The sequence below is a fragment of the Thiobacillus denitrificans DSM 12475 genome (genome assembly GCF_000376425.1).
Classification (GTDB): domain Bacteria; phylum Pseudomonadota; class Gammaproteobacteria; order Burkholderiales; family Thiobacillaceae; genus Thiobacillus; species Thiobacillus denitrificans.
Genome location: NZ_AQWL01000004.1, coordinates 288873 through 313322, shown reverse-complemented (window position 1 = coordinate 313322; position 24450 = coordinate 288873). Strand labels below are relative to the sequence as shown.

The window sequence follows — 24450 nt, the reverse complement described above, 5'->3', positions numbered from 1 at the left end:
TCTGTGCAGCCCGCCGCACTGGAACACCTGATCACCGCCCTGCGCGTACTGCCCGGGGTCGGGCCCAAGTCGGCGGCACGCATGGCCTATCACCTGCTGCAGCGCGACCGGCGCGGCGCCGAAATGCTGGCGGAGGCGTTGCAGCATGCGCTGACCCACCTGCATCATTGCCGCCTGTGCAACAATTTTTCCGAAGCGGAGGTGTGCGAAGTCTGCGCCAGCCCACGGCGCGACAAGCGGCAGCTGGCGGTTGTGGAAATGCCGGCCGACTTCAACATGATGGAAGCCACACAAAGCTATGGCGGCCTGTATTTCGTGCTGATGGGACGCTTGAGCCCGCTCGACGGCATCGGCCCGCGCGAAATCCACCTCGAGCGGCTGATCAATCGTGCGCTCGACGGCGTGGTCGAGGAAGTGATCCTGGCGACCAATTTCACGCCGGAAGGCGAAGCCACCGCGCACACGATAGGTGAACTGCTGAAAGCGCGCGGTCTCAAGGTCAGCCGCCTGGCGCGCGGGGTGCCGGCCGGCGGCGAACTGGAATATGTGGACAGCGGCACGCTGGCCCAGGCCGTCCGCGACAGGCGGACCGTTTAGCATGGCGCGCCGCATGGACCAATCACTGAATAACTGATAACACGGGATGACACGATGGAACTCAATGCACTGACCGCACTTTCTCCGCTTGATGGCCGCTATGGCGGCAAGACCGCGCCGCTGCGCGATTTCTTCAGCGAGTATGCCCTGATCAAATACCGCGTCATCGTCGAGATCGAATGGCTGAAGGCGCTCGCCGCCGAGCCTGCCATCGCCGAGGTGCCGGTGTTTTCTGCCGCGGCCATCGCGCTGCTCGACGGCATCGCCGACACTTTTTCGGTAGCCGATGCCGAGCGCGTCAAAACCATCGAAGCGATCACCAACCACGACGTCAAGGCGGTGGAATATTTCCTCAAGGAAAAAACCGCGGCCAGCGCGGAAATCGCTGCGGTAGCCGAGTTCATCCATTTCGCCTGCACCTCGGAAGACATCAACAACCTGTCGCATGCCTTGATGCTCAAGGGCGCGCGCGATGCCGTGCTGCTGCCCGCGCTGGAAAAACTGATTGCGCGTCTGACCGATCTGGCGCACGAACTGGCCGAGTTGCCGATGCTGTCGCGCACCCACGGCCAGCCCGCCTCGCCCACCACCGTCGGCAAGGAACTTGCGAATGTCGTCTACCGTCTGCGCCGGACGTGGGACACCATCGGCTCGGTCGAGTTGCTGGGCAAGATCAACGGTGCAGTCGGCAACTACAACGCGCACCTGTCGGCCTATCCCGACCTCGACTGGGAGCACTTCGCACGCAGCTTCGTCATGGAGCTGGGACTGAGCTTCAATCCCTACACCATTCAGATCGAGCCGCACGACGCCATGGCCGAGCTGTACGACGCGATCGCGCGCGCCAACACCATCCTGATCGACCTCAACCGCGACGTCTGGGGCTACATCTCGGTCGGCTACTTCAAGCAGAAGGTCAAGGCAGGCGAGGTGGGGTCTTCGACCATGCCGCACAAGGTCAACCCGATCGATTTCGAGAACAGCGAAGGCAACCTGGGGCTGGCCAACGCAGTGCTGCGGCATCTGACTGAAAAGCTGCCGGTCTCACGCTGGCAGCGCGATCTTTCCGATTCCACCGTGCTGCGCAACATGGGCGTCGGCTTCGGCTACAGCCTGCTCGCCTACGAATCCTGCCTGCGCGGACTCGGCAAGCTCGAAGCCAATCCGGCTGCGCTGGCGGCCGATCTCGACGCCAATTGGGAAGTGCTGGCCGAACCGATCCAGACCGTGATGCGGCGTTACGGCGTCGCCCATCCCTACGAGCAGTTGAAGGAGCTGACGCGCGGCAAGGCGGGCATGACGCGCGACACGCTGCATGGTTTCATCGACGGCCTGGCGATTCCGGGTGCCGAGAAGACGCGCCTGAAAACGCTGACGCCGGCGTCCTATACCGGAATGGCGGCCGAGCTGGCCAGGCAGATTTAAGGCAGTCTGATTTGAGCCGGATTGAGCAATCCGGCGATTGAAGCGGAGTCCCCATGTCCGAACACGCACTCGACGTCGACCTTGCCGACTTTCAGCAACACGTCCTCGAAGAATCGAGGCACCGCCCGGTGGTGGTCGATTTCTGGGCGCCCTGGTGCGGCCCGTGCAAGTCGTTGAAACCCATCCTGGAAAAACTCGCTGCGGAATACGGCGGCAAGTTCCTGCTCGCCAAGATCAACTCCGACGACAACCAGGAACTCGCTGCGCGTTACGCGGTGCGCGGCATTCCCAGCGTCAAGGCCTTCATCGACGGCGAACCGGTCGACGAGTTTTCCGGCGCACTGCCGGAGGGCGAGGTGCGCGCCTTTCTCGACCGCCTCATCCCGGGTCCGGCGGACGAACTGCGTGCACAGGCCGCCGAACTGCATCTTGCGGGCGATGCCTCGGCCGCGCTGCAGCGGCTGGCCGATGCGTCAAGAATCGCCCCTGCTCATGTCGGCATACGGCTCGATGCCGCCGAAATCATGCTCGATCTGGGTGAGGCCGACGAAGCCCGCCGCCTGCTCGCGAGCGTGCCGGACGACGCCGACCCGCGTGCGCCGCAACTCAAGGCCCGGCTACAGTTCGTCGGCACGGCCGATGCGGACGAGGCTGCGCTGACCGCGCGGGTCGCGGCGGATGGAAACGATCTGGAGGCGCGGCTGCAACTCGCCAACCTGTATGTGGCGGCCGGCCAATTCGAACCCGGCATGGCGCAGCTGCTGGAAATCGTCCGCCGTGACCGCGGTTTCGAGGACGACATAGGCCGCAAAACCCTGCTGTCGGTGTTCACCCTGCTGGGTGGCGGCGAACTGGTGAGCCGTTACCGGCGCCTGCTGGCAAGCGCGTTGAACTGATCGCAGGGGTCACAGTTCACTGTGACCCCTGACCCTAGTCCAGCGCGACGTAGCGCACCGCGACGATGTCAACCTCGCGCCGCCCATCCGGGGTCTGCACGCTGACGCTGTCGCCCTCGCGCGCTTTCAGCAGCGCGCGTGCCATCGGTGAAATCCACGCAATGCGGCCGCGTCCGGCGTCGGCCTCGTCGATGCCGACGATGGCATAGGTGGATTCGCTGCCGTCGTGATCGGCGACGGTGACGGTGGCGCCGAAAAATACCTGATCGGTGTCCTCGCGGGAGGCTGGGTCGACAACCTCGGCGTGCTCCAGCCGCTTGGACAGGAAACGGATGCGGCGGTCGACTTCGCGCAGCCGCTTCTTGCCGTAGATATAGTCGCCGTTTTCCGAGCGGTCGCCGTTGCTTGCCGCCCAGGAGATGGTTTCCACCAGTCTGGGCCGCTCGACCTTCCATAGCTGGTTGAACTCGGCGTCCAGCTGTGCGTAACCTGCGGGCGTCATGTAGTTTTTCGACCCGGCAGGCAGCGCCGGCGCGATGAGATCGTCCTCATCGGCATCCGGGGCATCGGTTTCTTTTACGAATGCCTTGTTCATTTCGGTGGAGGCAACATGGGGGCGGGCGTTTGATTCACCGGCCCAGCAGGTAGACCAGCAGGGAGAGCGCCAGCGACATGAGAATGACACTGGTAAATGGGAAGTAGAATACGCCCCGCTTGTGCTTGACCTGGACGTCGCCGGGCAGCCGGCCCAGCCCTAGGCGGTTGAGCCAGGGGGTGAGCAGCCCCAAAACCAGTAATGCCAGAACGAGTGTGACCAGCCATTTGACCATGAAGGAATTTTAACCGATGGATGCAGTCTTGCCGCCGCAATTTGAACGTACCCGGATTCTGCTTGATGCCGGCGAGCAGGCGCGGCTTGCCAATGCGCACGTGCTGGTGGCCGGTTTGGGCGGCGTCGGCTCGTATTGTGCCGAGGCGCTGGCGCGTGCGGGGGTGGGGCGGTTGACTCTGATCGATCACGACGTCGTTGCGACATCGAACATCAATCGCCAGCTGCCCGCGCTGTTGTCCACGGTTGGGCAGTCGAAAGCCGGGCTGATGGCGGCGCGCATCCGTGACATCAACCCGGCCTGCGAACTCAGCGTGATCCGTGAATTCCTGATTCCCGAAACCGTGGCCGACGTCGTGCCGGGCGATGTCGATTTCGTCATCGATTGCATCGATTCGCTCAACTGCAAGGTCGCGCTGGTCGCCAGCAGCGTCGAGCGCGGGTTGCGCGTGGCGTCCAGCATGGGGGCCGGCAACAAGCTCGACCCCACCCGCATCCAGATCGCCGATATTTCAAAAACCAGCATGTGCCCGCTCGCCTCGGTGATGCGCAAGCGCCTGCGCAAGCGCGGCATTCCCAGGGGCGTGCTTACCGTGTTTTCCGACGAAGCTGGACGTGCCCCGTTGCCGCCGCAGCCGGTCGAGGGGCGCGGTCGCGCCCGCGCGGTCAACGGCACCATCAGCTACATGCCGCCGCTGTTCGGCCTGATGCTGGCGGGAGCGGTGGTGCAACGGCTGCTGGCCGCGTGACGCCTGCTTACGGCGGCGCCGCGCCTTCCGTCTGCGCGCGCTGTGCCGCCGCCGCATCCATCAGTCGGGCTTCCACCGCGCGCGCTTTTTCCAGCGCCTGAACCTGTGTTTCGAAAGCCGGGCTGAGCGTGCGTCCGGTTTCCGGGTGTGGCGGCGGGGTGGGATCGCAGCCCGCCAGGATCAATATGAGCGGAATCAGGATCGCTTTCATCATGCGTCCTCCAGTAAGCCGGTGGGCAGGCCGTCGATGCTGAGTTGATTCTTTTCGCGCCAGTAATCCAGGAGACCGAGCGGGCCTTTCTTGTCGACCCAGCGCGCCAGCGTGTCGCGTTCACCTGCGTAGGTATACCTCGGCACGGCGTAACCGCACGAGGTCTGTACCGATTCGACGTCGAGGACGATGAGCTGGCGCTCGCCGGGAAGGACAGGGAAATGACGGCGCAATTCGGCCCATCCGGAATCCTGCCGGCGCACCACGCGGCCGCGCCCATACAGCCGCAGTATCAGCGGGTCGGCGTCGAAGCTGCAGAACATCAGCGTCATGCGGCCATCGTGCAGCAGATGGGCGGCGGTTTCGTTGCCGCTGCCGGTGAGGTCGAGATAGGCGACACGGGTATCGGAAAGCACGCGCAGGCTGTCCATTCCCTTGGGCGACAGGTTGATGCGGCTGACGGCGGTGCCGGTGGCGGTGAAGAACAGTTTCTGTGCGGCGATGAAAGCACGGTGTCTGGCTTCGAGTACGGGATAGAAGCGTGCCATTAGTTGATCTGCTTTCTGAGGAATTCGGTGAGGATGCGCAGGCGGGTCACGCTGTCATTCATTTCCAGCAGATTCTGTTTGATGGACAGCGTGAGCGGCAGCATTTCGGACAGCCGGTAGCCCACCCATACGGCGTTGTCGAATTGGTGCGGCACGGGGAAATGCGTGTCGCCGTATTCGTCGACGATGTGGCGCAGTATCTCGACGGCAAGCTCAAGTTCTTCCGGGACCGCGATGGCGGCCTCGCTGCTGACGGCTTCCACGCTGCCGACCAGCAGGCCGCCGGGCTCGGTATGAGTGCTGCGGATGACGAAGCGTTCCTGCGCCTGGGTGCCGATATGCAGGATGCCGGGTTGCGGCATGTCCCAGTCGGTGACGCGTACCAGCGTGCCGACGGGGTAGGGAACGGCAGGGGGGCCGCTCTCGGTGCCCTCGCGAATGGCGCAGATGCCGAACGGCGTACTGTCGGCGATGGCCTGCTTGACCATGCCGAGATAGCGCTGCTCGAAAATCCGCAGCGGTAACTGCCCACCGGGAAAGATCACGGTATTGAGCGGGAATAGCGGCAACCTGGCCTGCTTGGGCGTGGTGTTCAATGCTTGTCGCCCCACCGCGCCATCAGCGCGTGCTGGATGCCCAGTTGATCGAGGATGCGCGCGACGATGAAGTCGACGATATCCTCGACGCTTTGCGGCCGGTGATAGAAGCCGGGGTTGGCGGGCAGGATGACGGCGTTCATCCTCGACAGCGTCAGCATGTTTTCCAGGTGCAGGGTGGAAAACGGCGCTTCGCGTGGAACGAGGATCAGCTTCTTCTGTTCCTTCAGCATGACGTCGGCTGCGCGCTCGATCAGGTTGTCCGAGAGACCGTGCGCGATCGCGGCCAGCGTGCCCATCGAGCACGGGCACACCACCATCGCATCGGCGGGGTTGGAGCCGGACGCGAGCGGCGCATTCCAGTCTTCGCGGCCAAACACGCGCAACTGGCCGTCGCCTGCATGGAGGCCTGCGGACAACTGCTGCTCGAGATCACAGGCGCGTGCGGGCAGCGTCACGCCAAGCTCCTGCTTGGCGACGAGGTGAGCGGCCTGCGATACCAGCAGATAAACATTCAGATCGGCAGCCAGCAGGCATTCGAGCAGACGCAGGCCATAGGCCATGCCGGAAGCGCCGGAAAGCGCGAGGGTGACGGTATTAAGGGGTGGATGCATGGCGCGAATTGTCGCTTGGATGCCGCCAATAATCTACTCTGCCGCCTCGATCGGGCTATTCAGGTCACATCTAGCGCTTGCGGGCGCCCGTTGCGATGCCGGGCGGCGTTTGTCGGTCCGTTTCCGGAGCGGCAAGCAGGCGCGCCACGATGACGCCGTTGACTGCGCCGAAAACCAGGGCGGCGGCGGCAAACACGGGCAGTAGTTTGATGAGCGCTGCGCCCGGCAGCAGCCATGCCCCCGCCAGTGCAAGCTGTCCGCCGATGTGCCCCCACGCCGCCAGCACCGACAGGCTGACCGGGCCGAATGCGCGCGCGGGCAGGTGACGCGCCAGTGCCAGCACCGCCAGACTGGCGAGCGCGCCGGCCGCCGACAGCCAGAAACCCGGCGCAAACAGGCTGCCCAGCAGCAGACCGCCGGCCAGCACGCGCAAACCCGATACCCAGGCCGCCGCGCGCCAGCCGTGTTGCAACAGCACCAGCAGGACGACGATGTTGGCGAGCCCGGGTTTCACCCCGGGGATGGGACTGGGGATCGCCGCTTCGGCCAGCGTCAGGCCGATCGCCAATGCCGCCAGCCGCGCGATGCGGCGGTCGTCCGCGGTAACGGGCAGATCAATAGCCGAGTGTGTCATAGGCCGAGGCATGCCCGCGGATTTCGAGGCTGACCTGATTCGGCAGGCACAGGGCCGCCTGCCCCGATTGCGTGAGCCAGCCCTGCTTCACGCACAGCTGACGCGGCGAGGGATCGGCCGCCACGCGGGCGCGACCGGGTTCGATTTCTATCCGCGTGGTGCCGAGCGGACCGTCAACGGCAATGCTTTGCGCGTGGGTGAGCGCTGTGGTCTCCACTACCTGCCCGGCGGCGCGGATGACGACGGTGTCGCCACGTCCCCCGCTCCAGGCAAACACCGCCAGCGCGACGACGATACCGCCGCCCGCCAGCAGTACGCCGATATCGCCGGCACGCAGCAGCATCAGCTCAGTTCGCGGTGCCGCACCAGCACCTGCTCGCGTTCGCGGAAGGCGGCGGCCAGCGTTTCGGCGAAGTAGACGCTGCGGTGCTGGCCGCCGGTGCAGCCGATGGCCACGGTCAGGTAGGCACGGTGGTCGCGGATGAAGCACGGCAGCCAGTTTTCGACAAAGCCGCGGATGTCGGCCAGCAGCGCCATGGCGTTGGGACTGGCTTCGAGAAAATCCTGCACCGGCCGGTCGCGACCGGTGAGCGGCCGCAATTCGGCGACGTAGTGCGGATTGGGCAGACAGCGTATGTCGAACACCAGATCGGCGTCGAGCGGAATGCCGTGCTTGAAGCCGAAGGATTCGAACAGCAGGGTGATGCGCGAACGGTCCTGGCCGATCAGGTCCTTGATCCATAATCGCAGCGCCGAGGCGGAGAGATCGCTGGTGTCGATGCGGTGCGCCAGCGGCGCGATGTCGGCGAGCATTTCGCGTTCGAGCTGGATGGCTTCCTGCAGCGAAACGCTGTCACCGGACAGCGGGTGCCGCCGCCGCGTTTCGGAAAAGCGTTTGACCAGCGACAGGGTTTTCGCTTCGAGAAAGATCACCCGCAGGTCGGCGCCCTGGTTGCGCAGCGCTTCGGCGATCAGCGGCAGCTGCGTGAAGCTTGCGCCACTGCGCGCATCGATGGCGATGGCGATGCGGTCGTGGCCTTCGCGCTTCAGGTAGTCGACCAGAGGCTGTAGCATGGCGAGCGGCAAGTTGTCGACACAGTAGTAGCCGACATCTTCCAGTACCGCGATAGCGATGCTTTTGCCCGAGCCCGACAAGCCTGAAACCAGCACGATCTGCATTTCAGCCCCCCCCGTCGATGGCTGCCTGCTGGCGCTGAATGAACTGCTCGACCGGATTGATGCCGCGGCTTTTTAGAATGTGATTGCGCACCGCCACTTCGACCAGCACCGCCAGGTTGCGGCCAGCCGCGACCGGGATGCGTACCTTGGGAATGGCGACGTCGAGGATGGTTTCGGTGGATGCCACCATGTCGAGGCGGTTGAGGCCGACTTCGCCGATTTCCTGCGGATGCACCAGCTCGACGACGAGCTTGAGGTTCTTCTGCAGCTTGACCGCCGTTTCCCCAAACAGGTAGCGGATGTTGAGGATGCCAAGTCCGCGCACTTCCAGAAAGTCGCGGATCAGCGGCGGACAATTGCCTTCCAGCGTTTCCGGCGCGACATGCCTCAATTCGACCACGTCATCGGCGACCAGCCGGTGTCCGCGCGTGATGAGTTCCAGTGCCAGTTCGCTTTTGCCGACCCCGGCGTCGCCCTTGATAAGCACGCCGGTGCCGAGGACTTCGAGAAATACGCCGTGGATTGATGTGGCGTCGGCCAGGTGTTGCGTCAGGTAATGTCCCAGATAGGACATCAGGATCGGGCTGGCGAGGTTCGAGGTGAATAACGGCGTTTCGGTGCGTTCTGCGCTATCGCTCAAGAGGGGCGGCACGGTTTCGCCGTTGGAGACGACGATGGCTGCGAGTTCGGTCGAAAACAGGTGGTCGATGGCCTCCTGCAAGCCGGACACGGACAGGCCGCGCAGGTAATCCATTTCGGCCGGCCCCAGTACCTGCACCCGGTTCGGATGTACGAAATTCAGATGGCCGATGAGGGCCAGAGTCGGTTTCTGGATGGTTTCGGAAGATAGGGTGCGCTGCCCGCCGTTGCGTCCGGCCACCCACTGCAGGCCAAGCTGTTCCGCCATATCGCGGAACAGGGTGGCAACCGAAACACAGCTTAGCTCGTCCATGCGCCGAGTAGCGCAATGAGGTCGTGCGGGGCGGCGGCGGCCAGCATTTTCGCGCGCATGGCGTCGTCGCCGAACAGCTGCGCCAGCTCCCCGAGGATTTGCAGGTGGCGTTCGTTGGCGTCTTGGGGAACCAGCAAGATGAAGCACAGGGAAACCGGCAGGTTGTCGGGGGCGTCGAATTCCAGCGGGGTCTTCAGCCGGTAAAATGCGCCGCTGGCGTCCTTCAGGCCCTTGATGCGGCCGTGCGGAATGGCGATTCCGTGGCCGAGCGCGGTCGACCCGAGGCGTTCACGCTCGAACAGGCTGGTGAAAATATCCGGGGCCTTGAGCGCGTGGGTTCTGGCGAACAGTTCGGCTGCGTGTTCGAACAGCTTTTTCTTGCTGGTAAAGCTCATATCCAGCAAGGTGGTGTCGGGGGTGATGAGGGGGGCGATTAGGTTCATGCCGGTTGCGAAGCCGGTTGAAATATCCGGCACTTGCGGATTATACGCCCGGAGGCGGCAAACTGCCCCCGGTATGCGTGGCCTCAATTCAGGCGGTTTGACCTCAGGCGGCGCTTTCCGTCGGTTGATGCTTCAAGCTGCCGCCGTCCTGATGGACGTCCGAGATTTTTTCCTTGTGCTTGACGATCTGGCGGTCCAGTTTGTCGGCCAGCAGGTCGATCGCAGCGTACATGTTGTCGTCTTCGCTGCTGGCATGGAAATCATGGCCCTTGACGTGCAAGGTGGCCTCCGCCTTGTGTACCAGCTTTTCCACCTGCATGATGACGTTCAGGTTGATGACGTGGTCGAAATGGCGCTTGACGCGGTCGAGCTTCTCGGAAACATAGTCGCGGATGGCTGGGGTCACTTCCAGGTGATGACCGGAAATCTTCAAATTCATAGGGCCTCCTAGAGTCTGCTGAAAAATGCTGAGAGCCGGTGTTCTGTTCCGGTTTCAGGAGCGATTCGTCACGCTCGATTTCATTGTGGAGCGAAAGCCGGACACATTCAAGCGCGGGGCGCCTTATTCGGCGAGGATTGCCCGAAAGGCCTTGCGATTAAAGTGCGCGGCGCATGTTGGCAGGCGGGATCTGCAGCGATTCGCGATACTTGGCAACCGTGCGGCGGGCCACCACGATGCCCTGCTGGCCGAGCACCTCGGCCAGCTGACCGTCGGACAGCGGTTTCTTGCCGTTTTCGGCGGCGATCAGCTGCTTGATGAGCGCGCGAATGGCGGTCGACGAGCAGGCACCGCCACTATCGGTGGCGACGTGGCTGCCGAAGAAATACTTCAGTTCGTACAGCCCGCGTGGCGTCATCATGAATTTTTGCGTGGTGACGCGCGAAATGGTCGATTCGTGCAGCTCCACCACGTCGGCGATTTCACGCAGCACCAGTGGCCGCATTGCCACCTCGCCGTGCTCGAAGAAGTGCTTCTGACGGTCGACGATGGCCTGCGAAACGCGCAGGATGGTGTCGAAGCGCTGCTGCACGTTCTTGATCAGCCAGCGCGCCTCCTGCAGCTGGCTGGCCAGCTGGCTGCCACCGGACTCGCGGTGGCGCGCCAGGATGTCGGCATAGACGCGGTTGACGCGCAGCTTGGGCATGGCGTCGGCGTTGAGGCTGGCGATCCACATGCCCTTGACCTTGCGCACATACACGTCCGGGATGACGTAGTGCGTTTCGTCGGCGCCGAAGGCCGAGCCCGGACGCGGGTTGAGGGAAAGAATCAGGGAACGTGCGGTGCGCAGCGTGAGGTCGTCGATACCGAGCATTTTCTTCAGCTTGCCGACATCGCGTGCGGCCAGCAGGTCGAGATAATGCGTGGTCAGCCGCATGGCCGCATCGCGCGCCGGGATGTCGGGCGGCAGGGTGCGCAGTTGCAGGGTCAGGCATTCGGCCAGATTGCGCGCGCCGACCCCGGTCGGGTCCATGTTTTGCAGATGCTTGAGCGCGGTCTCGACTTCTTCGGGCTCAAGCTCTTCGAGTTCGGCTTGCAGGCTGGCAACGATGTCCGCCAGCGGCTGGGTGAGAAAGCCGGCTTCGTCGAGATCGTCGATCAGTGCGGCGACCAGGGTGCGGTCGCGCAGGGTGAGCGGACTGACGATCAGCTGGTTCAGCAGATGTTCGCGCAAGGTCGCGCCCGAAACCGAGCCCTGCGCATAGTCATTGTCTTCGTCATCGCCGCTCGCTGCGCTGTAGTCGTTCCAGTCGGCATCGTCCAGTGCGGTGGACGGTTCGGATTCGACATTTTCCGGCGCAGGCGTTTCCGTGCTTTGCGCTTCGGCTTCGGCGGTATGCGCCGGTGCGTCGGCAACGGCGTAGCTGGTTTCGTCTTCGTCCTCGCGTTCCAGCAGCGGGTTGTCCTGCAGAATCTGCTCCAGCTCCTGGTTCAATTCCAGCGTCGACAGCTGCAGCAGCCGGATCGACTGCTGTAATTGGGGTGTCAGGGCAAGGTGTTGACCGAGCTTGAGTTGAAGGCTGTGTTTCATGAGTCTCGACTACGGCAAAAATCGTGCCGACTTGAGCCGAGTGTACCGCGATTCCGCCGCGCAGGTCGTACCTACAGGCGGAAATTTTCACCCAGATAGACCTTGCGCGCGTTGTCGTCCTGGATGAGAAGGTCGGGCGTGCCGGCGATCAGCACGCGGCCTTCGTTGATGATGTAGGCACGGTCGCAGATACCGAGGGTTTCGCGCACGTTATGGTCGGTGATGAGGACGCCGATGTTGCGCTCGATCAGGAAATGCACCAGCTTCTGGATATCGATCACGGCGATGGGGTCGACCCCGGCGAAAGGCTCGTCGAGAAGAACGAAGCGCGGGTTGATCGCCAGTGCGCGGGCGATTTCGACGCGGCGGCGCTCGCCGCCGGACAGGCTGACAGCGGCAGCGTCGCGCAGGTGTTCGATGTGCAGATCCTCGAGCAGGTTGTTGAGATGCTCGTCGCGCTCGTCCTTGCTGTAAGGCTTGAGTTCCAGAATGGCGCGGATATTTTCCTCCACCGTCATCTTGCGGAATATCGACGGCTCCTGCGGCAGGTAGGACAACCCCAGCCGTGCGCGCTGGTGGATCGCCATATGGGTGAGGTCGTGGGTGTCCATCTGCACGCTGCCGCCATCGGCCGCGACCAGCCCGACCACCATGTAGAAGCAGGTGGTCTTGCCGGCGCCGTTGGGGCCGAGCAGGCCGACCACTTCGCCGCTTTCGACCTCGAAGGAGACGTCATGCACTACGGTGCGTTTGCCATACGTCTTGCGCAGGCCCTGGGCGGAAATCCGGCTCATGGCTTGACGGCGGGCTGCCCGGCGCGCGGTTTCGGGCGGATCACGGCGCGTACGCGGCCGCCCGGGGTCTGCGCGTTGGGCTGGCCGACGACCTTGTAGAACTCGGTGTCGGCGTTATAGGAGATCTGTGCGCCGCGCAGTTCGTCGCCGTCGCGCCGCAGGCGGGCCTGGCCGATCAGTTCGAGCTGGCTGTTGGCGCTGTCGAACTCGATGCGGTCGGAAAACCCCTCGATGAATTCATCGCGGCCATCGAGCTTCTGGCGGAATGCCACGGGACGGCCGACGGCGCTGATCCTGTCGAGGCCGCCGGCATTCTGCGTCACTTGCACACGGTCGGCTCGCAGCATCAGCGTGCCCTGGCTCAGGATCACATTGCCCTGGTAGACGCTGATTTTCTTGATGTCGTCGAGGGTGACCGTGTCCGCCTCGAGGTTGACCGGCTTGTCGCGGTCGGCCTTCTCGGCGTGGGCGGGCGAGAGCAGCAGGGCGGCGCACAGAACCGCATAAATTCCTGTTTTCAATGTTTGCATGGTGTTAACTGGGCCCCTGGACTTTTCCGGAAATATAACGGGCCTGCACCCGTCCTGTCAGTTTGATGACGCGTTGCCTGGCGTCGTATTCCATGGCGCTTGCACGCAAATTCGAGGTGGCGTCGCGAATGTTCACCGCGCCCGGCGCACGCAGCTGGTCGCGTTCGGGAAAAACCAGCAGCCGTTCGGTGCGCAGCAACATGGCGGATTGTCCCGGGCGGGCGGCGCGCTCAACGATGACGTTGCCGCGCAGATCCACCTCGTGGCCGTCGGGCGAGACCGTGGCCTCGCGCGCCTCCGCGCTCACTTCGCCGGCCTCCACGCCCAGCTGGAGGAAGCGGGGCGACTCCAGTTCGGTGCGTTTGCTGCCGGAATAATGCTTGAGCTTCTTGGCGGACAAGCGATAGTGAGGGTTGCCTGCCGGATCGGTGCGCAGCGCATCGAAGTTTTCCATGATGCCTTCCGGATCGGTCCGGGCGGACGGGCTGTCGTTGGCCGGCAGCTCCACCGACCGCTCGATCCAGAAACTGAGCGCAGCCAGCAGCAGCAACATGGCCAGCGGAAGCCATAACGAGCCGCGCGCGATCATGCCGCCCTCGAACCCGCAGCGCACGCTGCGGCCAGTGCATGCTGCGTCATTTCAGATAAGGCGCCAGCACCGTGTCCAGCGTGCCCTGCGCGCGCATCAGGAATTCGCAGGCTTCGCGCACCGCGCCGCGCCCGGCTTCGCGGGTGGTGATCAGGTGGCTGTGCGCCTTGACCAGATCGGGTGCCGCGGGCACGGTGATCGCCAAGCCGGCGCGCCGCATCACCGGCAGATCGACGACGTCGTCGCCCATGTAAGCGGTGGTTTCGCAGGCAATGCCGAGTTCGCGGCACAGTGTTTCATAGACTGCCAGCTTGTCGTGCGCGCCCTGGTGGACGATCTCGATGCCGAGATTCCTGGCGCGGTGTTCCACCACCCGCGAACTGCGTCCGGTGATGATGGCAAGCTCGACGCCGCTGCTCTTGAGCATTTTCAGACCGTGGCCGTCGAGCGAATTGAAGCCTTTGTATTCCTGTCCGTCGTCGGCCAGGTACAGGGTGCCGTCGGTCATCACGCCATCGACGTCGAATGCGACCAGCCTGATTTTCCGTGCGCGGGAAATCAGTGCCGCATTCATTCCGTCGGCAGCCATCAAACCACCCCTGCTTTCAGCAGGTCGTGCATGTTGAGCGCGCCCACCAGCGTGTTGTCGGCATCGACCACCAGCAGGCCGTTGATTTTCAGCGTTTCCATTTTTTCTACCGCCGCCACGGCGAGTTCGTCCGCGCGGATTGTTTTGGGGTTCTGGGTCATCAGGTCGATCACCTGCGCCTGTTGCAGGTCGAGCGCGTGCTCCAGGGCCCGCCGCAGGTCGCCATCGGTGAACACCCCCGCCACTTTGCCGGCGGTGTCGACCACGGCGGTCATGCCGAGCCCTTTTTGCGTCATTTCGAGCAGGGCGAGCTTGAGCGAGGCGGTGCTGTCGATTTTCGGCAGCGCGTCCCCCGTGTGCATGACGTCGTGCACATGGATGAGCAGCCGCCGCCCCAGGCTGCCGCCGGGATGGGTGCGCGCAAAATCGTCGGCCGAGAAGCCGCGCGCGTCGAGCAATGCCACCGCCAGTGCGTCGCCCAGTGCCAGCGCCGCGGTGGTGCTGGCGGTGGGCGCCAGATTGAGCGGACAGGCTTCCTTGTCGACGCCGGCATTGAGGTGCACGTCGGCTTCGCGCGCCATGGTCGAGCCGGGATTGCCGGTCATCGCAATGAGTTTGGCGCCACGTCGCTTGATGAGCGGCACGATGCTGACGATTTCGCTGCTCTCGCCCGAGTTCGACAGCGCCAGCACTACGTCATTGGGCGCGATCATGCCGAGGTCGCCGTGGCTGGCTTCGCCCGGGTGCATGAAAAAGGCAGGGGTGCCGGTGGACGCCAGGGTGGCGGCGATCTTGCTGCCGATGTGCCCCGACTTACCCATCCCCGACACCACCACGCGGCCGCTGCACGCCAGGATCAGCTGCACGGCGTCGGCAAAACCGGCGTCGAGGCGGGCGGACAGGGCACGTAGGGCATCGGCTTCGATGTCGAGCACCTGGCGCGCCAGCACGAGCAAATGTTCGGGGGAAGTGGATTGGGGCTGCATGGTCGGCAAGTATACTAAAGCCTGTCTTTCCAGCCGCGCTTTCCTTGATGCCCCACCAAGAGGGATTCCGATTTTACCAATGGTTCAAAGCCCGGAAGGACTTCGATCCGTTGCGCCCCGAAGCGCGTGCGGAATCGCGCGCCCATGAAAGATCGATCGTATGCATGGCAGCCTCCAGCTTGTCCTGATCCTGCTCGCGGCCGCCGTGCTGGTAGTGGCGGCGGCACGTGCCCTGCGGCTGCCGACCATGCTCGGCTATCTGGTGACCGGAATCGCCATCGGCCCGTTCGCGCTGGGATGGATTCCGGACAGCGAGGAAGAGCGATACCTGGCCGAATTCGGCGTGGTGTTCCTGATGTTTTCCATCGGCCTGGAATTCAGCCTGTCGCGCCTGATGACCATGCGCATGACGGTATTCGGCTTCGGCGGCGCGCAGGTGGTGCTGACCATTGCATGTGCCGCACTCATCGCCTGGCTGCTCGATTTGCCGCCGCTGGCCGCGGCTGCGCTGGGCGGCATCATGTCAATGTCGTCCACCGCCATCGTGTCGAAGCTGCTGGCCGAACGGCTGGAAATCCAGACACCGCACGGGCGGCAGATTTTCGGTGCGCTGCTGTTCCAGGATCTGGCGGTGGTGCCGCTGCTGATCCTGATCCCGGCGTTTGCCAAGGATGCCGACGACATGGGCATGGTGCTGGGGCTGGCGGTGTTGAAGGCGGTGGCGGTGCTGGGTTTTCTGCTGTTCGTCGGCCAGCGCGTGATGCGTCCGTGGTTCCAGTGGGTGGCGGGGCGCAAGTCGCCCGAACTGTTCACGCTCAACCTGCTGCTGTTCACCCTGGGGCTGGCCTTCCTGACCGAGAGAGCGGGCCTGTCGCTGGCGCTGGGCGCCTTTCTGGCGGGCATGCTGATCTCCGAAACCGAATACCGCTACCAGGTGGAAGACGACATCAAGCCTTTCCGCGACGTCCTGCTCGGCCTCTTCTTCGTCACCATCGGGATGCGGCTCGACCCGGCCCAGGTGATGCTGAACTGGGACAAGGTGCTGCTGCTGGTGACGGCAATCATCATCGGCAAAGGCTTGCTGGTCGCCGGGCTGGCCACGGCCTTCGGCAGCACCCGCTCCAACGCCGTGCGAACCGCGCTGGGGTTGGCGCAGGCGGGTGAATTCGGCTTCGTGCTGCTGGCGCAGGCGGCAGACCTCAAGCTGCTGGGCGCCGACATCACCCAGCCGGTGCTGGCGGCGATGGTGGTATCGATGCTGATCGCACCGTTGCTGATCAATCGCATGGACACCCTCACCCGCCTGCTTGCCGGCAGCGAATGGGCCGGGCGGGCGAAGGAGGTGCATGACATCGCGGTCAAGACCTTCGGCAAGAGCCAGCATGTGATCGTCTGCGGTTACGGTCGCAGCGGGCAGAAACTGGCTCGCCTGCTGGAGGCCGAAGGCATCGGTTTCGTCGCGCTCGATGCCGACCTCGAGCGCATCCGCGCGGTGGCGGCATCCGGCGTCAGCGTGGTCTACGGCGACGCCAGCCGCCGCGAGGTGCTGGTGGCGGCCGGCCTCAGCCGCGCGCAGGCCGTGGTGGTGACCTATTCCGATGTCCATTCGAGCATGGCCATCCTGCGCCATGTACGCGAACTGCGGCCGGAATTGCCAGTGGTGGTGCGTACCATCGACGACACCCATATCGATGCGCTGAAAGCGGCGGGCGCGGCCGAGGTGGTGTCCGAGGTGATGGAGGGTTCGCTGATGCTTGCCTCGCATGCGCTGATGCTGGTGGGGGTGCCGTTGTCCCGGGTGCTGAAACGCGTTCGCGATGTGCGCGAGACGCGTTACGCCATGATGCGCGGTTTTTTCCACGGCGCAAGCGACGCCGACGCCGAACTCGACCAGCAAGCCCAGCCGCGTCTGCATACCATGCTGGTTACGCCTGGCGCAGCCGCGGTGGGGCGCAGCCTGGAAGAACTGGCGCTGGACGAATTGCTGGTGGACGTGGTGGTGATCCGGCGCGAGGGGGGCAAGGGGGTGGAACCCCGGTCCGACACCCGCATCGAGTCGGGCGACGTGCTGGTGCTGCGCGGCGCCGCCGATGGACTGGCGGCGGCGGAGTTCAGGGTGTTGCGGGGGTAAGCCTGCAACGGTTTTATATCAGGGGGCTTTGCAGACGACGTAAAATTTGGCGCCATCGTCGACGTAGTTGACGGTGGGAACTGCGGTGCCGGCTGCCGTGCCATCGGTGCCGCGCACAGTACCGGTTGTGGCGTTCCCGTCGTCAAACTGCGTATCAATCGCCTGAGCGATCTTGGCAGGCAGATTGTTTGAGCAAATGACAATACCTTTGATGCCAAACGCGCCGTTTTGTACTCCGGTCACGCCTGACGCAGCGTTGGGTGGATTCGCGGTGCCAACTGCGCCGGTGGTGGTTGCGCCACCGACTAGCCCGGCGAGGCGCAGGTGCTGCCAGAACAGGCGGGATTCGTCGGAATCCGTTGTGGAATTATAGGCGGGTGAGGCTTCCGTGCCGGTACCGATCATGCCGTCGCCGTTGCCACTGGTTGTTGTGCTGCCGGTTGCGGTCCAGCGGGTGGCGGCGCCCAGATCGTCCCCGGGCAGCGCACGATAGCGATCCTGATACAGGTTGATGGCGGCCGTCATCGATTGGAAGTCGTTGGCGACGTTGCGAATGCGGGCCTGGGTGATCAGTTCCTGCCCCTTTAGAATGCCGCCGAGCAGCAGGCCGATGATGACCAGCACGATGGCGATCTCGATCAGGGTGAAACCCGACTGACGCTGCGGGAAGTGAGGGTGGGGCATGGTAGAAGGTTCCATTGTGTTATTGCCTGACGTGCTTTTTTGCAAAATGCGTGCCACAAGAGCTGTGTTTATAGCCGATTGATTTACAATGAAAAAATGAGAATAAACGTGTATCGCCCGGGCCTGGATTGATGAAAACACGACGCGCCCGTCGGAATTCCGTCAAGTTTTTCGCTGCGCACGGTCGCAGTCGGGCTGCATTTCCCCGCGGGAGTGCCGATAGCAGTGTCATGCTGAATTTCCCGCGCGCCGTGTCCGGATATGACAGAGTCCGCTGAGAACATGCCGCGGCAGGCCGGGCTGGCCGCGCTGGTCAGCTTTTTCACGCGGGTGGCGCCCGGGCGCTGGCTGGCGCTGATGCTGCTAGCGCTGCATGCCGCCGTGGTGTTCGACGCCGATGTGGCGGTGACGCGCGCCTTCCTGCTGGCGCATTATGGGCTGTTCCTGCTGTGGCAGCCGCTGGTGCGCAGCGAGGCGCGCATCGAGCCGCGCCTCGCGCTGCCGGTGTTCGCCATGGCGGCGCTGCTGGTGCTGGTCGACAGCACCTGGGTGATGGCGCTGTGGCTGGCGATTCTGGCGGGGCTGGTGGGCGCGGTGGCGGCTTCGCAGAACGCGCGCAGCCAGCGGCTGGCCTACCTGCTCGCGCTGGCCTATCTGCTGGCGCTGCTGCTGGCCTGGGTGCTGCCGCAAAGCCTGGGCGGTGCCGGGCTGCCCGATGCGCTGCAAGCTGCGGTGCGCTACGGCCTGCCGCTGCTTCCACTCACGATCCTGTTCCTGCCTGTCAGCCGCCAGCGCGGCGCCTCGTCGACGCTCGATTTCATCTACGGCCTGATGCTGTCGCTGCTCATCATGGTGATGGCACTGGGCGCGTTTGCCGTGGTGGCGGTGGCCGGGGTGAGCTATGCCTGGGCGCTGGTGCAGACCCTGTTGGGGATGGCGGCGCTGCTGCTGACCTTGTCGTGGCTGTGGAATCCGCGTGCCGGGTTTGCCGGACTGGGGCAGCTGACTTCGCGCTATCTGCTGTCGGTGGGCTTGCCGTTCGAAGGCTGGGCGCAGCGCCTGGCGACGCTGGCCGAGCGCGAGCGCGATCCGGAATCCTTCGTGCGCGACGCGCTGGCCGACCTGCACGAACTGACCTGGATCCATGGCGGAAGCTGGCAGGCGGCACGCGGCGAAGGCCGTTTCGGCGAACCCGCCGAACACGCCATCACCCATGCGTTTCATGGCTTGAGCCTCACCTGGCAATCCGCGCGCCCACTCACCCCGGCGCTGGCGCTGCATGTGCGGCTGCTGTCGCAACTGCTGGGCTATTTCTACGCCGCCAAGGTGCGCGAGCAGACCCTGCGCGAGCAGGCCTACAGCCAGGCCATCCATGACACCGGCGCGCGGCTGACGCACGACGTGAAGAATATCCTGCAGTCGCTGAAAACCCTGCTCGCCGCCGCCGACATGTCCACGCCCGAGGACAGCGAGCGTCTGCTGGAACTGATGAAGCGGCAGCTGCCGCAGCTGGCGACGCGGCTGTCGCAGACAGTCGACAAGCTGAAGCAGCCGGCCGAGATGGACGTCGCGCACATGCCGGCGCAGGCGTGGTGGACGGCGCTGCAGGCGCGCTACGAGCACGACGATGTGCAGTTCTTCGCCGGAGCGCTCGACGACGCGTTGTTGCCGCAGGACCTGTTCGACAGCGTGGCCGATAACCTGCTGACCAATGCGCTGCGCAAGCGCCAGGCCGAGCCCGGGGTGGCGGTGGAGGTGCGGCTGGCACTGCATCCGCTGGTCAGCCTGACGGTGACCGACAGCGGCGCGCCAGCCCCCGAGCACGTGGCGCGCAACCTGTTCCTGAGCCCGGTGGCCTCGGATTTCGGATTGGGGGTGGGCTTGTACCAGGCGGCGCGACAGGCGGCACGCACCGGCTATCGGCTGGAACTGCCGGACAATCAGGCGGGACGGGTGGGCTTCCGCTTGCAGGCTACGGAGCGCAGTCCGAGCCCGTAGGGCACACCTTGGCGACCAGTTGGTAATATGAAAGCCAGACTAGGAGATCGTCGAATTCACCGTCAGTGGCGTCCGCCTTGGTGGCGGAGCGGCTGACGTAAATCAGATCGTTATCGTCGACGACGTTGTCTTTTTCGTCATCTCCACTTGGTGGGGCCAGGGTTTTACCGTTTATGTTGAGTGCGCCCCAGCCGTTGGGGCCATGGGAAATCAGTACGAATGCCAGGTCGGTCGCGACGGTGACGCCGCAGCTATGCGTCTGGCAGATGGTGAGTGCGGGAAATGCGGTGCTGACTGCTGTGGCGAACCCCTTGTTGGGGTCGGCGAGGTCGCGGTCAACTTCGTAGCGCAAGCGGTTTCCCCAGGCGTCCTGGTTTGCTACGCCAAGGTCTACCCAAGGCAGGAAACCGCGTGAACTCGCGCATCTGGTGCCTAAATTGCCCAGGCTTTCGGTTCCGTCGCCCTCGATGTCTGGGCAGGGCAAGCGACGGTTTGTCGCGGAAGAGCCGTTGTTGGTCATCGCGAATCCGAGGATCGCCTCGCGCGCCTCCTCGAGTATTTTCTTGGTCTCGGCAATCCGCCTCGCCTGGATCTGCGCCGACAGCGGCATCGCCAGTCCGCCGATCAGGATGGTGATGATGACCAGCACGATGGCCAGTTCGATCAGGGTGAAGCCGCGTGTCCGCTTCATGGAACGGGTTCCTCGGCGACAGGCGTGGCGGGACCGGGGCGCAGCACCTGATAGGGTTCATACACGTGGCCGTCGGCGCGAATCTGGCCCGGTCTCAGGCCCGCTACGCCGGAGGTGCCAGCCTGCGGCCTGCCGTTGACCCAGCGCGTGGTTTTTCCGTCGGAGCGGATCAGCATGCCGTCATAGCGTGTAGGGGGCGGGACGCCTGCGTCTGGCGCCGCCGTCTGCCCGGCGTGGGTGGCGTTGCGGATACGCGCGGCTTCGAGCTGGGCGCGCTGCTTGGGCGTGTAGAACAGGCGCCCGGGCGCGTCGGGCAAGGATGTCGCTGCAAGTCCTGAACCGCAGAGGCACAGAGACAGGGAAAAAATCCAGACTGATGAACCGTAACGCCCCGTTCCGCGCCGGACGGGCCGGCCGTTCTCCGTGCCGCGGTGCCGTTGTGGTGTATCGGTTTTCATTTCGAAGCCCCTGATTCTGCCGCAACGGTAAACCACAGCAGTTCGCATTCGGCCAGCAGGCGCGGCTGGTTGACGGGCTCGAACGGCGCATCGCCGGGGTGGGACAGCTGGCAGCCCCGCACCCGGTAGACCCCGGGCGCGCGCGCTTTGAGCGCGTTCAGGAAGCGCTCGAGATCGGTCTCTACCAGCAGCGGTAGGGTGAGGGTCATGGTTGTCTGCCCCAGCGGCAAGCCCTGGGCAAGCGCGGGAAGCGAAGCGGTGCGCGGCGTTAGCTGATAATCCAGGCTGTAAAGCCCGGCATCGCGGTTGGCCAGTTGTGCCGCTTCGATCCAGGCCAGCCGGTCTTCTGTGCCAATAAAGCCACGTGCGGCGAGTGCCTGATAATCGGCCAGATGGGTGGCGATGAGTTGCTGCTGATGGCGGCTGCGGTCGAGTTGCTGCCGCGCGCCGTTGAGCGCGCTGCGTTGCTGCTGCAGGGCGACGCCGGCGTCTTGCGCCTGGCCGCGGCTCCACAGTATGCCGCCTCCAGCCAGCAGCAGTGCCGCCAGCACCAGCAGCAGCGACAGCTTGAGCGTAGCGAACGGCGGGTGTTTCATGGCCGGGCCTCGCGATAGCTCAGGCTGAGGCTGAAGTGTGCGGCGGGGGATGCGTTCGCGCCGGCATCGAGCGTTCGGCCTGACAGGGTGCTGGCGGAATCGGCATTCACCGGACTGCGGTGCAAGCGTATGTCATGCAGGGCGGGCACGGCCTGCAGGGTATGCATGAAACGATCGATGCGCCGCATGGCCGCGCGGTAATTGCCGTCGAATGGAACCAGCGAGGCGTCGAGGCCGACCCGCGTTCCGCCGCCGGCCGTGAATGGGTCGTCGACCCACTCCAGTTTGTCGAGCGTGATATCGGGCACCGCATCGATGGCCTGACCGATGGCAGCAAGCAGCGCGCCGGTATCGGGCTGGCCGCCGTCGAGCTGGCGCGCCAGCGCCACCGTCTGGGCCAGTTGTTCGGGCGCGGCCGACTGGATGGGAAACGTGCGTGCGACGGCCCGATAGCGGGCGTCGAGCTGCTGCTGTTGCTGCAGCATCTGGCGGGTCTGGTCGTTCAGGTCTTGCGTGTGCAGCCAGTAGCCGGCGGTGATGGCTGTCCCGAGCAGCGCAATGATGCCCGCTGCCGCGTGCAGGCCACGCCGCCAGCGGAATTCGGTATGGCGTTGCAGCAGTTCGGGAGGGGCCAGGTTCAGCTGCATGGCCTCGCCCGCAATCGCTGCCAGCGGCGCGACTTCCGGCGTGGCGGCGAGAAAATCGTCAGGGATGCGCAGGGCACGCGCGAGGCTGGCCATGTCGATCAGTCGCGTGCTGAACGCGGGATCGGCGTTGAGCGGCGCCTGCGCGCTATCCAGTTGGCCGCCAGGGTCGAGCAGCAGCACATGCAGGCGCGCTTCGCGCGGCAGGATGCGCTGGCCGGTCAGGTAAAGCTGGGTCTTGGCAATTTCGTCGGCCGCGCTGCCCGGCAGCTGGGTCGGGGTGTCGCCCCCGATCAGGCGCGAAAAACGCAATAAGCCGTGATGGTAGTAAGACAGCCGCAGACTGTTGTTGAGGCGGCATGCCAGTAGCGTATGAGGCTCTCGTATCCGCAGCCTGTCCAGCAGGTGCTGGCACGCCAGCGCCAGCGGGACGATGCCGGTCAGCGGCACGCGTTCGCGGTGCAGCACGCCGAGCCACGGCGTCAGCCAGTCGGCGTCGGGCAGGGCGGCCAGTAGATAACGGTCGTCGCGGCGCCCGGTCGTTTCGCGCGCCTGCCGCCACGCACCGGTGAAGCGCGCATTGCGGAACACCTGTTTGAGCTTGCGCGCCAGCAGTTCGTCGCGCGCGCGTCCCTGCACGTGCGGCAGGATTTCGCTGCGGTAATCCTCGTCCACCGTGTCGACCACCAGCAGCACCGGCAGCTGCGCATGCCTGACCACGATCCTGTGGAATGCGGCCAGCCCTTCGGCACTAGCGGAAAATTCGCCCAGCCAGTGCAGATGCCCGGGACGCCAGTCGAGCACGCCGATCTGGCGGGGGGTGGCGAGCAGAATCAGGCGGTGGTCGAGCATCACAGCGGCAGATTCCCGATCAGGTCGTAAATCGGCAGCAGCACCGATACCAGGATGCCGCCGAGCAGCAGGCCGAGGATGGCGGTCAATAGCGGCTCCAGAACCCGGAGGCCGTTTTCGATCGAGTCGAGTACTTCGCGGTTATAGAAAAATGTCACGTTGTCGAGCGCTTCGTCGAGCGCGCCGGTGGTCTCGCCCACGCGCAGCATGCGGATTACCAGCGGCGGAAACAGCGCCAGCGACTGGAAACTCTCCGACAGGCCGCGGCCATCAGCAATCTGCTGCGCGGCGCGGCGGATGCCGCCGGCGATCACCCGGTTGCCGGCGACCATTTCGCCCGCGCGCAATGCGTCGAGCACCGTCACCCCCGAGCGATACATCATCGCCAGGGTGTTGGTGAAGCGCGACAGCACGATCTTCTGCACGATCGGCCCGACGATGGGCAGCCGCAACTGGGTGCGGTCCCACCAGTCGCGCCCTGCCTCGCTCCTGCGTGCCCATAGCGGCAGCCCGGCTCCCAGCGCCAGCGCCAGCAGCAGCACGACCAGCCAGTACGAACGCAGCGCACTCGATACCGCCATCAGGATCAGCGTCGGCAGCGGCAGCTCGACACCCATGGTCTCGACCAGCGAGAGCACCTGCGGCACCAGATAGACCAGCAAAAACAGGATGGCGGCACCGACCACTGCCAGCACCAGCGCCGGATAGATCATCAGCCGCTTGGCCTTGGCGGTGACTTCTTCCTGCCACTTCAGCGATTCGGCCAGGCGCTCGAACACCGCATCCAGCAGGCCGGTCTGCTCGCCTGCGCGTACGCTGTGGACGAACACCGCGCCAAACACCGCCGGGTGCGCGGCCAGCGCCTGCGACAGCACCTTGCCGCCTTCCAGGTCTTCCAGCAATGCGGTCAGCACATCGCGAAAGCCGCGCTTGTCCATGGTGTCGCGCAGGTCGCGCAAGCCTTCGAGCAGGGGAATCCCGGCGCGGGTGATGTAGCGCATGTGGATGCAGAACGTCACCAGATCGCGCCGCGTCACCCGCTCGCGGCCTTGCGGCGCGTATTGCCGCGACAGTTCGGCCAGCGTGACGAGGTCCAGCCCCATGCGCTTCAGGCGCAGTTCGAGGTCGACGTCGTTGACCGCCGACAGCGTGCCGCGGACGGAGCGGCCGGTCTGGTCGATGGCGCGGTAGTCGAAGAAGGGCAT

The 24450-nt window shown here is 64.7% G+C and carries 30 protein-coding genes; 6 read left to right on the top strand and 24 right to left on the bottom strand.

Going from position 1 to position 24450, the window contains the following annotated elements:
* Positions 1–3: 3 nt before the first annotated feature.
* The 3 genes from recR to B059_RS0108350 are packed head-to-tail and all read left to right on the top strand — an operon-like array spanning position 4 to position 2918.
* The gene (gene recR, locus B059_RS0108360) at positions 4–597 is read left to right on the top strand and encodes a recombination mediator RecR (RefSeq protein WP_018077793.1); all 594 of its coding nucleotides are present in this window, start codon (positions 4–6) and stop codon (positions 595–597) included.
* 54 nt (positions 598–651) lie between these two features.
* Complete coding sequence (gene purB / locus B059_RS0108355; protein ID WP_018077792.1) at positions 652–2022, top strand: adenylosuccinate lyase; 1371 nt, start codon at positions 652–654, stop codon at positions 2020–2022.
* 53 nt (positions 2023–2075) lie between these two features.
* Positions 2076–2918: a thioredoxin family protein gene (locus tag B059_RS0108350; RefSeq protein ID WP_018077791.1), complete on the top strand. Its 843-nt coding sequence runs from the start codon at positions 2076–2078 to the stop codon at positions 2916–2918.
* 34 nt (positions 2919–2952) lie between these two features.
* Here the strand turns inward: B059_RS0108350 and greB are convergent, their stop codons facing one another.
* Both greB and B059_RS0108340 read right to left on the bottom strand, forming a co-directional pair.
* Positions 2953–3513: a transcription elongation factor GreB gene (greB, locus tag B059_RS0108345; RefSeq protein WP_018077790.1), complete on the bottom strand. Its 561-nt coding sequence runs from the start codon at positions 3511–3513 to the stop codon at positions 2953–2955.
* A 34-nt stretch (positions 3514–3547) separates the two neighbouring features.
* Entirely contained in the window at positions 3548–3748 is a 201-nt protein-coding gene (locus B059_RS0108340; protein WP_018077789.1) for a DUF2905 domain-containing protein, read from the bottom strand.
* A 16-nt stretch (positions 3749–3764) separates the two neighbouring features.
* Here B059_RS0108340 and B059_RS0108335 point away from each other — a divergent pair, with 16 nt between their 5' ends.
* Positions 3765–4496: a tRNA threonylcarbamoyladenosine dehydratase gene (locus tag B059_RS0108335; protein WP_018077788.1), complete on the top strand. Its 732-nt coding sequence runs from the start codon at positions 3765–3767 to the stop codon at positions 4494–4496.
* Between the two features lie 7 nt (positions 4497–4503).
* On the opposite strand, the gene B059_RS0108330 is transcribed toward B059_RS0108335, so the two are convergent.
* The 16 genes from B059_RS0108330 to B059_RS0108255 all read right to left on the bottom strand — a co-directional run bounded on the left by B059_RS0108330 (position 4504) and on the right by B059_RS0108255 (position 15191).
* A complete protein-coding gene (locus B059_RS0108330) occupies positions 4504–4710 on the bottom strand; it encodes a hypothetical protein (protein WP_018077787.1) in 207 nt (68 codons plus the stop codon).
* A complete protein-coding gene (locus B059_RS0108325) occupies positions 4707–5255 on the bottom strand; it encodes a pyridoxamine 5'-phosphate oxidase family protein (protein WP_018077786.1) in 549 nt (182 codons plus the stop codon). The genes B059_RS0108330 and B059_RS0108325 overlap by 4 nt, the downstream gene beginning before the upstream one ends.
* On the bottom strand, positions 5255–5851 hold the full coding sequence (locus B059_RS0108320; protein ID WP_018077785.1) for an LON peptidase substrate-binding domain-containing protein: 597 nt from the start codon (positions 5849–5851) through the stop codon (positions 5255–5257). Before B059_RS0108320 ends, B059_RS0108325 begins: the two co-directional genes overlap by 1 nt.
* A complete protein-coding gene (locus tag B059_RS0108315) occupies positions 5848–6465 on the bottom strand; it encodes a flavin prenyltransferase UbiX (protein WP_018077784.1) in 618 nt (205 codons plus the stop codon). Before B059_RS0108315 ends, B059_RS0108320 begins: the two co-directional genes overlap by 4 nt.
* 70 nt (positions 6466–6535) lie before the next feature.
* Complete coding sequence (locus tag B059_RS18855; RefSeq protein ID WP_018077783.1) at positions 6536–7099, bottom strand: Gx transporter family protein; 564 nt, start codon at positions 7097–7099, stop codon at positions 6536–6538.
* The gene (locus B059_RS0108305) at positions 7080–7442 is read right to left on the bottom strand and encodes a NusG domain II-containing protein (protein WP_018077782.1); all 363 of its coding nucleotides are present in this window, start codon (positions 7440–7442) and stop codon (positions 7080–7082) included. The genes B059_RS18855 and B059_RS0108305 overlap by 20 nt, the downstream gene beginning before the upstream one ends.
* Entirely contained in the window at positions 7442–8278 is an 837-nt protein-coding gene (gene rapZ / locus B059_RS0108300) for an RNase adapter RapZ (protein WP_018077781.1), read from the bottom strand. The genes B059_RS0108305 and rapZ overlap by 1 nt, the downstream gene beginning before the upstream one ends.
* Before the next feature lies 1 nt (position 8279).
* A complete protein-coding gene (gene hprK, locus B059_RS0108295; protein WP_018077780.1) occupies positions 8280–9230 on the bottom strand; it encodes an HPr(Ser) kinase/phosphatase in 951 nt (316 codons plus the stop codon).
* Positions 9218–9673, bottom strand: a complete 456-nt coding sequence (locus B059_RS0108290; protein ID WP_018077779.1) for a PTS sugar transporter subunit IIA — start codon at positions 9671–9673, stop codon at positions 9218–9220. Before B059_RS0108290 ends, hprK begins: the two co-directional genes overlap by 13 nt.
* A 103-nt stretch (positions 9674–9776) precedes the next feature.
* Positions 9777–10112: a ribosome hibernation-promoting factor, HPF/YfiA family gene (gene hpf / locus B059_RS0108285; RefSeq protein WP_018077778.1), complete on the bottom strand. Its 336-nt coding sequence runs from the start codon at positions 10110–10112 to the stop codon at positions 9777–9779.
* A gap of 157 nt (positions 10113–10269) precedes the next feature.
* Positions 10270–11703: an RNA polymerase factor sigma-54 gene (locus B059_RS0108280; protein WP_018077777.1), complete on the bottom strand. Its 1434-nt coding sequence runs from the start codon at positions 11701–11703 to the stop codon at positions 10270–10272.
* Positions 11704–11774: 71 nt separating this feature from the next.
* Positions 11775–12497, bottom strand: coding sequence for an LPS export ABC transporter ATP-binding protein (lptB, locus tag B059_RS0108275; protein WP_018077776.1), 723 nt, complete (start codon positions 12495–12497; stop codon positions 11775–11777).
* Complete coding sequence (gene lptA, locus B059_RS0108270; protein WP_018077775.1) at positions 12494–13027, bottom strand: lipopolysaccharide transport periplasmic protein LptA; 534 nt, start codon at positions 13025–13027, stop codon at positions 12494–12496. The genes lptB and lptA overlap by 4 nt, the downstream gene beginning before the upstream one ends.
* Before the next feature lie 4 nt (positions 13028–13031).
* Positions 13032–13616, bottom strand: coding sequence for an LPS export ABC transporter periplasmic protein LptC (lptC, locus tag B059_RS0108265; protein WP_038058437.1), 585 nt, complete (start codon positions 13614–13616; stop codon positions 13032–13034).
* Between the two features lie 46 nt (positions 13617–13662).
* The gene (locus B059_RS0108260; protein WP_018077773.1) at positions 13663–14205 is read right to left on the bottom strand and encodes a KdsC family phosphatase; all 543 of its coding nucleotides are present in this window, start codon (positions 14203–14205) and stop codon (positions 13663–13665) included.
* A complete protein-coding gene (locus tag B059_RS0108255; RefSeq protein WP_018077772.1) occupies positions 14205–15191 on the bottom strand; it encodes a KpsF/GutQ family sugar-phosphate isomerase in 987 nt (328 codons plus the stop codon). The genes B059_RS0108260 and B059_RS0108255 overlap by 1 nt, the downstream gene beginning before the upstream one ends.
* A gap of 160 nt (positions 15192–15351) precedes the next feature.
* Here B059_RS0108255 and B059_RS0108250 point away from each other — a divergent pair, with 160 nt between their 5' ends.
* Complete coding sequence (locus B059_RS0108250) at positions 15352–17322, top strand: monovalent cation:proton antiporter family protein (RefSeq protein ID WP_018077771.1); 1971 nt, start codon at positions 15352–15354, stop codon at positions 17320–17322.
* 18 nt (positions 17323–17340) lie between these two features.
* Here the strand turns inward: B059_RS0108250 and B059_RS0108245 are convergent, their stop codons facing one another.
* Positions 17341–18021 carry a prepilin-type N-terminal cleavage/methylation domain-containing protein gene (locus tag B059_RS0108245; RefSeq protein WP_245538755.1) on the bottom strand — a complete coding sequence of 227 codons (681 nt, stop codon included), beginning with the start codon at positions 18019–18021 and terminating at the stop codon, positions 17341–17343.
* Positions 18022–18267: 246 nt separating this feature from the next.
* On the opposite strand from B059_RS0108245, the gene B059_RS0108240 reads away from it, so the two are divergent.
* Entirely contained in the window at positions 18268–20004 is a 1737-nt protein-coding gene (locus tag B059_RS0108240) for a sensor histidine kinase (RefSeq protein WP_157273644.1), read from the top strand.
* On the opposite strand, the gene B059_RS0108235 is transcribed toward B059_RS0108240, so the two are convergent.
* The 5 genes from B059_RS0108235 to B059_RS0108215 all read right to left on the bottom strand — a co-directional run bounded on the left by B059_RS0108235 (position 19979) and on the right by B059_RS0108215 (position 24450).
* Positions 19979–20695, bottom strand: coding sequence for a type II secretion system protein (locus B059_RS0108235; RefSeq protein WP_018077768.1), 717 nt, complete (start codon positions 20693–20695; stop codon positions 19979–19981). The genes B059_RS0108240 and B059_RS0108235 overlap by 26 nt on opposite strands.
* Positions 20692–21012, bottom strand: coding sequence for a hypothetical protein (locus B059_RS0108230; RefSeq protein ID WP_018077767.1), 321 nt, complete (start codon positions 21010–21012; stop codon positions 20692–20694). Before B059_RS0108230 ends, B059_RS0108235 begins: the two co-directional genes overlap by 4 nt.
* A gap of 137 nt (positions 21013–21149) precedes the next feature.
* Complete coding sequence (locus B059_RS0108225; RefSeq protein ID WP_018077766.1) at positions 21150–21749, bottom strand: hypothetical protein; 600 nt, start codon at positions 21747–21749, stop codon at positions 21150–21152.
* On the bottom strand, positions 21746–23245 hold the full coding sequence (locus B059_RS0108220) for a hypothetical protein (protein WP_018077765.1): 1500 nt from the start codon (positions 23243–23245) through the stop codon (positions 21746–21748). Before B059_RS0108220 ends, B059_RS0108225 begins: the two co-directional genes overlap by 4 nt.
* Positions 23245–24450, bottom strand: a complete 1206-nt coding sequence (locus B059_RS0108215) for a type II secretion system F family protein (RefSeq protein WP_018077764.1) — start codon at positions 24448–24450, stop codon at positions 23245–23247. Before B059_RS0108215 ends, B059_RS0108220 begins: the two co-directional genes overlap by 1 nt.

What these genes read in the sequence shown, in the direction of transcription:
- B059_RS0108240 (WP_157273644.1), top strand. Translation starts at nt 18,268, where the DNA reads ATGACAGAGTCCGCTGAGAACATGCCGCGGCAGGCCGGGCTGGCCGCG.
- purB (WP_018077792.1), top strand. Translation starts at nt 652, where the DNA reads ATGGAACTCAATGCACTGACCGCACTTTCTCCGCTTGATGGCCGCTAT.
- B059_RS0108350 (WP_018077791.1), top strand. Translation starts at nt 2,076, where the DNA reads ATGTCCGAACACGCACTCGACGTCGACCTTGCCGACTTTCAGCAACAC.
- B059_RS0108280 (WP_018077777.1), bottom strand. Translation starts at nt 11,703, where the DNA reads ATGAAACACAGCCTTCAACTCAAGCTCGGTCAACACCTTGCCCTGACA.
- B059_RS0108340 (WP_018077789.1), bottom strand. Translation starts at nt 3,748, where the DNA reads ATGGTCAAATGGCTGGTCACACTCGTTCTGGCATTACTGGTTTTGGGG.
- B059_RS0108290 (WP_018077779.1), bottom strand. Translation starts at nt 9,673, where the DNA reads ATGAACCTAATCGCCCCCCTCATCACCCCCGACACCACCTTGCTGGAT.
- hpf (WP_018077778.1), bottom strand. Translation starts at nt 10,112, where the DNA reads ATGAATTTGAAGATTTCCGGTCATCACCTGGAAGTGACCCCAGCCATC.
- B059_RS0108305 (WP_018077782.1), bottom strand. Translation starts at nt 7,442, where the DNA reads ATGCTGCTGCGTGCCGGCGATATCGGCGTACTGCTGGCGGGCGGCGGT.
- rapZ (WP_018077781.1), bottom strand. Translation starts at nt 8,278, where the DNA reads ATGCAGATCGTGCTGGTTTCAGGCTTGTCGGGCTCGGGCAAAAGCATC.
- hprK (WP_018077780.1), bottom strand. Translation starts at nt 9,230, where the DNA reads ATGGACGAGCTAAGCTGTGTTTCGGTTGCCACCCTGTTCCGCGATATG.
- B059_RS0108220 (WP_018077765.1), bottom strand. Translation starts at nt 23,245, where the DNA reads ATGCTCGACCACCGCCTGATTCTGCTCGCCACCCCCCGCCAGATCGGC.
- B059_RS0108245 (WP_245538755.1), bottom strand. Translation starts at nt 18,021, where the DNA reads ATGGAACCTTCTACCATGCCCCACCCTCACTTCCCGCAGCGTCAGTCG.
- B059_RS18855 (WP_018077783.1), bottom strand. Translation starts at nt 7,099, where the DNA reads ATGACACACTCGGCTATTGATCTGCCCGTTACCGCGGACGACCGCCGC.
- B059_RS0108260 (WP_018077773.1), bottom strand. Translation starts at nt 14,205, where the DNA reads ATGGCTGCCGACGGAATGAATGCGGCACTGATTTCCCGCGCACGGAAA.
- B059_RS0108235 (WP_018077768.1), bottom strand. Translation starts at nt 20,695, where the DNA reads ATGAAGCGGACACGCGGCTTCACCCTGATCGAACTGGCCATCGTGCTG.
- lptA (WP_018077775.1), bottom strand. Translation starts at nt 13,027, where the DNA reads ATGCAAACATTGAAAACAGGAATTTATGCGGTTCTGTGCGCCGCCCTG.
- B059_RS0108325 (WP_018077786.1), bottom strand. Translation starts at nt 5,255, where the DNA reads ATGGCACGCTTCTATCCCGTACTCGAAGCCAGACACCGTGCTTTCATC.
- greB (WP_018077790.1), bottom strand. Translation starts at nt 3,513, where the DNA reads ATGAACAAGGCATTCGTAAAAGAAACCGATGCCCCGGATGCCGATGAG.
- B059_RS0108315 (WP_018077784.1), bottom strand. Translation starts at nt 6,465, where the DNA reads ATGCATCCACCCCTTAATACCGTCACCCTCGCGCTTTCCGGCGCTTCC.
- B059_RS0108330 (WP_018077787.1), bottom strand. Translation starts at nt 4,710, where the DNA reads ATGATGAAAGCGATCCTGATTCCGCTCATATTGATCCTGGCGGGCTGC.
- B059_RS0108335 (WP_018077788.1), top strand. Translation starts at nt 3,765, where the DNA reads ATGGATGCAGTCTTGCCGCCGCAATTTGAACGTACCCGGATTCTGCTT.
- B059_RS0108215 (WP_018077764.1), bottom strand. Translation starts at nt 24,450, where the DNA reads ATGCCCTTCTTCGACTACCGCGCCATCGACCAGACCGGCCGCTCCGTC.
- B059_RS0108225 (WP_018077766.1), bottom strand. Translation starts at nt 21,749, where the DNA reads ATGAAACACCCGCCGTTCGCTACGCTCAAGCTGTCGCTGCTGCTGGTG.
- B059_RS0108255 (WP_018077772.1), bottom strand. Translation starts at nt 15,191, where the DNA reads ATGCAGCCCCAATCCACTTCCCCCGAACATTTGCTCGTGCTGGCGCGC.
- lptC (WP_038058437.1), bottom strand. Translation starts at nt 13,616, where the DNA reads ATGATCGCGCGCGGCTCGTTATGGCTTCCGCTGGCCATGTTGCTGCTG.
- B059_RS0108250 (WP_018077771.1), top strand. Translation starts at nt 15,352, where the DNA reads ATGCATGGCAGCCTCCAGCTTGTCCTGATCCTGCTCGCGGCCGCCGTG.
- lptB (WP_018077776.1), bottom strand. Translation starts at nt 12,497, where the DNA reads ATGAGCCGGATTTCCGCCCAGGGCCTGCGCAAGACGTATGGCAAACGC.